Annotated in this window: 5 protein-coding genes; 3 read left to right on the top strand and 2 right to left on the bottom strand. The window is 76.3% G+C overall.

Annotated elements, in window-relative coordinates:
* Positions 1-134 precede the first annotated feature (134 nt).
* From ACRYR8_RS16425 to fgd, 3 genes are all read left to right on the top strand, one after another.
* Positions 135-452, top strand: a complete 318-nt coding sequence (locus tag ACRYR8_RS16425) for an STAS domain-containing protein (protein ID WP_432485750.1) — start codon at positions 135-137, stop codon at positions 450-452.
* Between the two features lie 73 nt (positions 453-525).
* Entirely contained in the window at positions 526-2,220 is a 1,695-nt protein-coding gene (locus ACRYR8_RS16420) for a dihydroxyacetone kinase subunit DhaK (protein ID WP_432485748.1), read from the top strand.
* A 90-nt stretch (positions 2,221-2,310) separates the two neighbouring features.
* Positions 2,311-3,336: a glucose-6-phosphate dehydrogenase (coenzyme-F420) gene (gene fgd / locus ACRYR8_RS16415; protein WP_432485746.1), complete on the top strand. Its 1,026-nt coding sequence runs from the start codon at positions 2,311-2,313 to the stop codon at positions 3,334-3,336.
* A 41-nt stretch (positions 3,337-3,377) separates the two neighbouring features.
* On the opposite strand, the gene ACRYR8_RS16410 is transcribed toward fgd, so the two are convergent.
* Complete coding sequence (locus tag ACRYR8_RS16410) at positions 3,378-6,479, bottom strand: bifunctional [glutamine synthetase] adenylyltransferase/[glutamine synthetase]-adenylyl-L-tyrosine phosphorylase (protein WP_432485744.1); 3,102 nt, start codon at positions 6,477-6,479, stop codon at positions 3,378-3,380.
* Positions 6,476-7,819 (bottom strand): glutamine synthetase family protein, encoded by a 1,344-nt coding sequence (locus ACRYR8_RS16405; RefSeq protein ID WP_432485762.1) that lies wholly within the window; start codon positions 7,817-7,819, stop codon positions 6,476-6,478. The genes ACRYR8_RS16410 and ACRYR8_RS16405 overlap by 4 nt, the downstream gene beginning before the upstream one ends.
* Positions 7,820-7,966 lie beyond the last annotated feature (147 nt).

Genomic DNA, 7,966 nt, shown 5'->3' with positions numbered 1-7,966 from the left:
CCCCCCCCCCCACCCCCCCCCCCCCCCCCCCCCCCCCCCCCCCCCCGCCCCCCCCCACGGTCGCGTCCGGGCCGTGGTCCGGGTCGGGGGCGCTCGCGTTGTGCGGCCGCCACCCCTCCCCTAGGGTCGCCGGCGTGGAGCGCGTCGTCGTCATCGCCGACGCCGGCGAGACCCGCGTCCTGCTGTCGGGCGAGGTCGACGCGACGCTGGGTGCCGAGCTGTCCACGGCCTGCGCGGCCGTGCTCGCGCGCGACCTGCCGGTGGTGGTGGACGTGCGGGACGTGGCCTTCATGGACTCCACGGGGGTCGGTTTCCTCGCCCGACTGGCGTCGCGCACGTCGCGGCCGCCGGTGGTGCTGCTGCACCCGCCACCGGTGGTGCGCTTCCTGATCACCAAAACCCGCATCGGCGGCCTGCTCGACGTGCGCGAGGAGGAGGACGGGGCGGGTTGACCTCCCCCGGGCGGCGGGGTCGCCGCCCCCTTCGCCCTGGTGCGGGCGGCCGCGGGCGAGCAGAGTGTGGTCCGTGACCGACGATCAGACTCCGGCGAGCGACGCGGCCGCCGGCTCCGACTGGTTCCTGCCCTCTCCCGACGCCGTGGCCTCGGCCCTGGCCGGCCTGGCCCGCGAGCGCGGGAGCAGCGTGCGCGTGTCGCTGGACCCCGCGCACGTCGTGGCGACCTCCCCCGACCCCGCGCGCCGGGTGGCGCTCGTCTCCGGCGGCGGCTCCGGCCACGAACCCCTGCACACCGGGTTCGTGGGGCGCGGCGGGCTGGACGCGGCCGTGCCCGGGCAGGTGTTCGCCTCCCCGCACAACCGGCAGGTCCACGCCGCCGCACGCGCCGCGGCGAAGCCGGGCGGGGTGCTGCTGGTGGTGAAGAACTACACCGGGGACGTCATCAACTTCGGCATCGCCGCGGAGAGGCTGCGTGCCGACGGCGTGGCGGTGGAGACGGTCCTGGTGGACGACGACCTGGCCACGGAGGTCGAGGGCTCCGCCACGGGGCGGCGCGGCACCGGAGCGACGGTCCTGGTGGAGAAGGTGCTCGGCGCCGCTGCGGACACCGGGGCGTCGCTGGGCGAGCTCGCCGACCTGGGCCGGCGCGTGGTGGCGGCCTCGCGCAGCCTGGCGGTGGCCACCCGCGCGCACACCGTGCCGGGTGGGACGGGGCCGGCGTTCGAGCTGTCCGCGGACGAGCTGGAGCACGGCGTGGGCATCCACGGGGAACGGGCTGCCAGCACGGTGCAGCGCCGGCCCGCCGGGGAGGTCGTGGACCAGGTGCTGGGCCAGCTGCTGGAGCACGTGCCGACCGGCGAGCAGGGCTGCGCCGTGCTCGTCAACGGCCTGGGGGCGGCCACGGGCCTGGAGCTGCACGCGGTGCTGGACCGGGTGGTGCAGGGCCTGGGCGATCGGGGCGTGCGGGTGGCCGCCGCCTTCGCCGGCACCTACGTCGCCGCGCTGGACATGCGCGGGTTCTCGGTGACCCTGACGGCCCTGGAGCCGGGGTGGCTGGAGCTGCTGCGCACCCCCACGGCGACGGCCCTGCCGGTGGCCGAGCCGGTCGGCGAGGCCGCCGGCGCACCGGGCGGTGGCGCAGCCGGCGACGGCACCACGGGCAACGCCTTCGTCACCGGCCTGGTAGCCCTGGTGGAGCGGCTGCACGGCGCGCTGACCCACCTGGACCGGGTCGGCGGCGACGGCGACTTCGGGGACAACCTCGCCTCCGGGGTGCGGGCGGCCGCGCGCCGGTTCCCCGGCGAGGGGGTCGTGGCGGGGCTGCGGGCCGCCGAGGACGCCTTCCTCGACAACGTCGGCGGCTCCAGCGGCCCGCTGTTCGGCCTGGTGCTGCAGCAGGTGCGCGTCGCGTTCGAGGCCGGGGAGCCGGGAGCGGACGCGCTGCGCGCCGGGCTGCACGAAGCGGCGGGGGCGGTGACGCGCGTCGGCGGTGCGCGACCCGGGGACCGCACGCTGCTGGACGCGCTGGTGGCGGGTGCGGAGGTGGGCGGGACGCTGGCGGAGGTGGTGCGCGCCGCGGCCGACGGCGCGGACGCCACCGCGGCCATGACCCCGCGGCGGGGCCGCGCCAGCTACGTCGGGGAGCGTGCCGTCGGCACGCCGGACGCCGGCGCGGTGGGCCTGGCACTGGTGCTGGCGGCCCTCGCCGACTCGGTGGAGACGGCGGGCGACCTGTCCGGCGAGCTCGCGGGCCGCTGGGGCTGAGGCACCCGGGCGGCGCCCCGCGCAGGCACGGCCGGGCCCGGCGGCTAGGTTGGCGGCGACGCGGCGGACGGACGGGAGAGCGGGGCAGCGGTGACGCAGACGGTGGACACGCACGGGCAGGCGCTGAAGCTGGGGTACAAGGCGTCCGCGGAGCAGTTCGACCCCGCGCAACTGGCGGACTTCGCCGTGCAGGCCGAGGAGGCCGGCCTGGACTCGGTGTGGATCTCCGACCACTTCCAGCCCTGGCGGCACGTGGACGGGCACGCCCCTTCCGCGCTGACGTGGCTGCCGTGGGTGGCCGCGAAGACCTCACGCGTGCAGCTGGGCACCAGCGTGCTGACCCCCACGTTGCGCTACAACCCGGCCGTGATCGCCCAGGCGTTCGCCACCCTGGGCTGCCTGGCACCGGGCCGGGTGATCCTCGGCATCGGCACCGGCGAGGCGCTGAACGAGACCGCCGTGGGCGCGCACTTCCCCGAGGCGAGGGAACGCTTCGCCCGCCTGCGCGAAGCGGTGCGACTGATCAGGGCCCTGTGGACGGACGAGCGCGTCACCTTCGACGGGGAGTTCTACCGCCTGCAGGAAGCCACCGTCTACGACCGGCCCACGCAGCCGGTGCCGATCTACGTCGCCGGCGGCGGGCCGGGGGTGACCAAGTACGCCGGCCGCGCCGGTGACGGGTACATCTGCACCTCCGGCAAGGGCATGGACCTGTACCGCGAAACGCTGCTGCCGGCGCTGGAGGAGGGGCTGGCCGCCGCCGGGCGCCAGCCCACCTCGATCGACCGCACCATCGAGATCAAGCTGTCCTTCGACGAGGACCCGGCCCGGGCGCTGGAGAACACCCGCTTCTGGGCACCGCTGTCGCTGAGCCCGGAGCAGAAGGCGTCCGTGCACGACCCGGTGGAGATGGCCCGGCTCGCCGACCAGCTGCCCATCGAGCAGGTCGCCCGGCGCTGGATCGTCGCCTCCGAGCCCGAGCAGGTGGCGGCCGCGGTGCAGGAGTACGTCGACGCCGGGTTCACCCACCTGGTCTTCCACGCCCCCGGCCACGACCAGGCCCGGTTCCTGAGCCAGTTCACCGCTGACGTGGTGCCCCTGCTGCGCGCCCGCTGAGCGGTGCGGACCCACCGGCCGGACGGCGTGCGCCCGGCCGGTCAGCGCCCGTAGAAGACGCGTTCCACGACCGCCCGGCACCGGCGGGTGGTGCGCAGGTACAGCTCCTCGAACTCCCCCGCCGACCCGGGCTCGAACCCGAACAGGCGCGCCACGCCGTCCAGGTCGCGCACCTGGGTGGGCAGGGAGTCGCCCGGCTTGCCGCGCCACAGCGTCACGGCGTTGCGGGCCCGCGAGGCGAGCGTCCAGGCCCCCACGAGCACCTCGGCGTCCTCGGCCGGGAGCACCCCGGCACGCACGGCGCCCTGCAGCGCACCGACGGTGGAGGTGGTGCGCAGCTCCTCGTGCTCACCGGCGTGGCACAGCTGCAGCAGCTGCGCGGTCCACTCCACGTCGGCGGTGCCGCCGCGGCCCAGCTTCAGGTGGCGCAGCGGGTCCGCCCCGCGCGGCAGCCGCTCGGCCTCCACCCGCGCCTTGACGCGCCGCACCTCGCGCACGTCGGCCTCGGGGATCCCGCCGACCGGCCAGCGCAGCGGGTCCACCAGCTCCAGGAAGTCGTCGCCGAGGTCGGCGTCGCCCGCCACGGGCCGGGCCCGCAGCAGCGCCTGCGCCTCCCACGGCTGCGCCCAGCGCTCGTAGTAGGCGCGGTAGCTGGACAGCGAGCGCACCAGCGGGCCGTTGCGCCCCTCCGGGCGCAGGTCGGCGTCCACCTCCAGCGCCGGTTCGGGCCCGGGCGAGCCGAGCTGGCGGCGCAGCTCGGCGACGACCTCCGTGGCCGCCCGCTGGGCCTCCGTCTCCGAGGCACCGGGCAGGGGGTCGTGCACGAACAGCACGTCGGCGTCGCTGCCGTAGCCGGTCTCGGCACCGCCCAGGCGGCCCATGCCCACCACGAGCAGCCGGGTGGGCAGCGCGCTGCCGGTGCGCTGCTCGACCGCGCGGGCGCTGACGCGCAGGGCGACGTCGAGGACGGCCTGGTCGGCGTCGGACAGGGCCCGCCCCACCCCGGCGAGGTCGCGGGCGCCCACGAGGTCGGCGACGACGGTGCGGAACAGCTCGCGGCGGCGCACGCCGCGCACGGCCAGCACCGCCGTGGACGGCTCGGCGCGCCGGGCGGCGGCCGCGGCGGCGTCGGCGATGACCTCCGAGACGTCGTAGGGCGCCAGCCGGTCGTCGTCGGCGAACACCGCGACCGCCTCGGGGCTGCGCAGCAGCAGCTCGGCGGGCATCCGCGCCGCGGACAGCACGGACGCCAGGCGCTCGGCGGCCGCACCGGAGTCGCGCAGCATCGTCAGGTACCACTGCGCGCCGGCCAGCGCCTCGGACACCCGCCGGTAGGTCAGCAGCCCGGCGTCGGGGTCCGCGCCGTCGGCGAACCAGCCGAGCAGGACGGGCAGCAGGGTGCGCTGGATGCTCGCGCGGCGGCTGACGCCGGAGGTGAGGGCCTCCAGGTGCCGCAGCGCCCCGGCGGGGTCGCGGTAGCCCAGGGCGGCCAGGCGGGCGCGCGCGGCCTCCGGGCTGAGCTGGGCGTCCAGGCGGGCGTCGGCCGCCGACAGCCGCGCCACCGCCGACAGCAGCGGGCGGTAGAAGAGCTTCTCGTGCAGCCGGCGCACGTCGCGGCGGGTGCCGCGCCAGACGTCGTCGAGCGCGGCCACGGGGTCGCCGCGCAGGCCCATCGATCGGCCCAGCCGGCGCAGGTCGGCCTCCGCCGTGGGCAACACGTGGGTGCGGCGCAGCCGGTGCAGCTGCACGCGGTGCTCCAGCGAGCGCAGCAGGCGGTAGTCGCGGTCCAGCTCCCCGGCGTCGTGGCGGCCGACGTAGCCGTAGGCGGCGAGGGCGTCCAGGGCCTCCAGGGTGTTGGCGCTGGTGCGCAGCCGCTCGTCGGTGCGCCCGTGCACCATCTGCAGCAGCTGGATGGAGAACTCCACGTCGCGCAGGCCGCCGCTGCCGAGCTTGAGCTGGCGCTCGACCTCCTTGGAGGGGATGAGGGACTCCACCCGGCGGCGCATCGCCTGGACGTCCTCGACGAACCCCTCCCGCTCCCCCGCGCTCCACACCATGGGGGCGATGCCGCGCACGTAGGCCTCGCCCAGGGCCCGGTCCCCCGCCAGCGGGCGCGCCTTCAGCAGAGCCTGGAACTCCCACGTCTTGGCCCAGCGCCGGTAGTACTCCAGGTGGCTGTCGAGGGTGCGCACCAGGGGGCCCTGCTTGCCCTCCGGGCGCAGCCCGGCGTCGACCTCCCACAGGGACCCTTCGGCCGTGGGCGCGGAGCAGATGCGCTGCAGCGTGGCGGCCAGCCGGGTACCGGTGCGCAGCGCCTCGTCCTCGCCTGCCCCGTCGGCGGGTTCGGCGACGTGCACGACGTCCACGTCGGACAGGTAGTTCAGCTCCCGGCCGCCGGCCTTGCCCATGCCGATGACGGCCAGGCGGCACTCCGCGCCGCCGCCGGGCAGCTCGGCGCGCGCCAGCGCCAGGGCGGTCTCGAGCGCGGCGGCGGCCAGGTCGGCCAGCTCGGCGGAGGTCTCGTGCAGCACGGCGGTGGGGTCGGGCGCGGCGAGGTCGCGCCCGGCCAGTCCGAGCAGGCGGCGCCGGTAGGCCACTCGCAGCGCCTCGGCACCGGGCTCACCGGCCGACGCGGCGGCCGCGACCGGCACCGGTGCGGCGGGGTCGGCGCCGACGGCACGCAGCAGCTCGGCGCGCAGCTCGCCGGGCTCCGGCGCGGCGCCGGAGGTCAGCACCGTCCAGTGACCGGGGTGGCGCACGAGGTGGTCCCCCAGGGCGACCGAGCCGCCCAGCACCGACAGCAGCCGCGCCCGGGTGCCGGCGAGGTCCGGCTGGTCGCCTCGGCGCAGCACCTCGTGCGCGGACCGCACCCCGCCGGCGGGGTCGGCGGGTGGTGCGGCGGCCAGGGCCTCGGCCCAGCGCACCAGGCCGAGCAGCGCCTGGTCGGGGTCGGCGGTGCGGCCCAGGCTGCGCACCAGACCGGCGGTGACCTCGTCGTCCAGCGGGTCGGAGTCCCCGCCCACGCGCACCACCTCGCCCAGCGCAGCGTCGCGCAGCAGCTTCAGGCCGCGGGCGGGGTCGGTGAACCCCGCCCGGGCCAGCTGCGCGGTGGCGCTGGATCGGCGCCCGGGCCCGGCGCTCACAGCAGCGGCAGGTAGCGCTGCAGCTCGAACGGGGTGACCTGCGCGCGGTAGTCCGCCCACTCGGCGCGCTTGTTGCGCAGGAAGAAGTCGAACACGCCCTCGCCGAGGGTCTCGGCGACGAGCTCGGAGCGCTCCATCACGGAGATGGCGTGCTCCAGGCTCTGCGGCAGCGGCTCGATGCCCATGGACCGGCGCTCGGCGTCGGTGAGGGCCCACACGTCGTCCTCGGCGCCGTCGGGCAGCTCGTACCCCTCCTCCACGCCCTTCAGGCCGGCGGTCAGCAGCAGGGCGTAGGCGAGGTACGGGTTGCAGGAGGAGTCCAGCGCCCGGTACTCCACGCGCACCGACTGCGCCTTGCTGGGCTTGTACATGGGCACGCGCACCAGGGCGGAGCGGTTGTTGTGGCCCCAGCTGACGTAGCTGGGGGCCTCCCCTCCGCCCCACAGCCGCTTGTAGGAGTTGACGAACTGGTTGGTCACGGCGGTGATCTCGGCGGCGTGGCGCAGGATCCCGGCGATGAACCGCCGCCCGGTGGTCGAGAGCTGGTACTCGGCGCCGGCCTCGTAGAAGGCGTTGGCGTCCCCGTCGAACAGCGACAGGTGGGTGTGCATGCCGGAGCCGGGCTGGTTCTCCAGGGGCTTGGGCATGAAGCTGGCGTACAGCCCCATCTCCCCGGCGACCTCCTTGATGACCGTGCGGAACGTCATGACGTTGTCCGCGGTCGTCAGGGCGTCGGCGTAGCGCAGGTCAATCTCGTTCTGCCCGGGGCCGCCCTCGTGGTGGCTGAACTCCACCGAGATGCCCATGCTCTCCAGCGTCGAGATCGCCGTGCGCCGGAAGTCGGTGGTGGTGCCGCCGGGGTGGTTGTCGAAGTAGCCGACGTAGTCGACCGGCTCGGGCACCGCACCGCGCTGCAGCGGGCCCTTGAAGAGGTAGAACTCGATCTCGGGGTGCGTGTAGAAGGTGTAGCCGTGCTTGGCGGCGCGGTCCAGCGCCCGCTTGAGCACGTACCGCGGGTCCGAGCGGGCGGGCTGGCCGTCGGGCGTGAGGATGTCGCAGAAGATGCGCGCGGTGCCCTGGTGCTCGTCGTGGCTGCGCCACGGCAGGACCTGGAAGGTGGAGGGCTCGGGCTTGAGCAGCATGTCGGACTCCGACACGCGCGAGAGGCCCTCGATGGCGGAGCCGTCGAAGCCGATGCCCTCGCCGAACGCCCCCTCGAGCTCGGCCGGCGCGACGGCCACCGACTTCAGCGTCCCGATGACGTCGGTGAACCAGAGCCGGACGAAGCGGATGTCGCGCTCCTCCAGCGTGCGCAGCACGAACTCCTGCTGGCGGTCCATGGCCACCCTTCCCGTCGTCGTCCGCCGGGTCGCCGAGCCCCGCCGGCGCCCCCGGGCGACATCTTCCCCCATGCCGCCCCCGGCGCCGCGGAGCACCCGCCCACCGGGCGGGCGCGGGGCCCGTGACGGGGCTCACTAGGGTGGCGG

This window comes from Kineococcus esterisolvens (assembly GCF_050871405.1).
In the GTDB taxonomy this organism is placed as follows: domain Bacteria; phylum Actinomycetota; class Actinomycetes; order Actinomycetales; family Kineococcaceae; genus Kineococcus.
The sequence above is the reverse complement of the archived record's forward strand: the minus strand, read 5'-3'. Positions and strand labels throughout refer to the sequence as shown.

What these genes read in the sequence shown, in the direction of transcription:
- ACRYR8_RS16405 (WP_432485762.1), bottom strand. Translation starts at nt 7,819, where the DNA reads ATGGACCGCCAGCAGGAGTTCGTGCTGCGCACGCTGGAGGAGCGCGAC.